Genomic DNA, 551 nt, shown 5'->3' with positions numbered 1-551 from the left:
CCTGTGGGTAAACTTACTGTTACTGCTGTACCGCTAATCACTCCATTTACACCATTGATACTAAAAGCCGTTATATCCTTTGTACTACTAGCTGCTGTAACGGTCATTACTGATGTACTCTCCACTCCATTGCTTGCTGTTGCTGTTATCGTTACAACACCTTCTGCTACTCCTGTTAATAACCCTTCTGGGGTAATTGACCCTATATTTGGGTCGCTAGAGGTCCAGATAATAGTCTGATTGGTTGCATTAGTTGGTCCAATCGTTGCTACACATTGTTGTGTAGCATTTATAGCTATTGTTCCTGTTTCTGGAGTTATCTCTACACTTGTTACGGCTACTTCTCTTGTAACAGTTACCGTAAATACTTCTTCTGTGCCATCTTGAGCCGTTACTGTATAATTAACGGGATTCGTAAAATCTTGAGCTACATCACTCAATGGAGATATACTTTCTCCTGTATGCTCTATCATTGGTTCTAATGAATTTAGAACCGTTTCTTCTGGCAACAAAAGGGTTATTGTGGTTCCTTCTATCTCCCCAACAACTGT

The 551-nt window shown here is 40.3% G+C and carries 1 protein-coding gene; it reads right to left on the bottom strand.

The features are described 5' to 3' along the window. On the bottom strand, positions 1-551 hold a 551-nt coding region (locus tag Q0856_RS18035; RefSeq protein WP_298507232.1), incomplete at both ends, for an Ig-like domain-containing protein.

This window comes from uncultured Maribacter sp. (assembly GCF_947496775.1).
GTDB lineage: Bacteria > Bacteroidota > Bacteroidia > Flavobacteriales > Flavobacteriaceae > Maribacter_B.
This window is presented reverse-complemented; position numbering and strand designations above follow the sequence as displayed.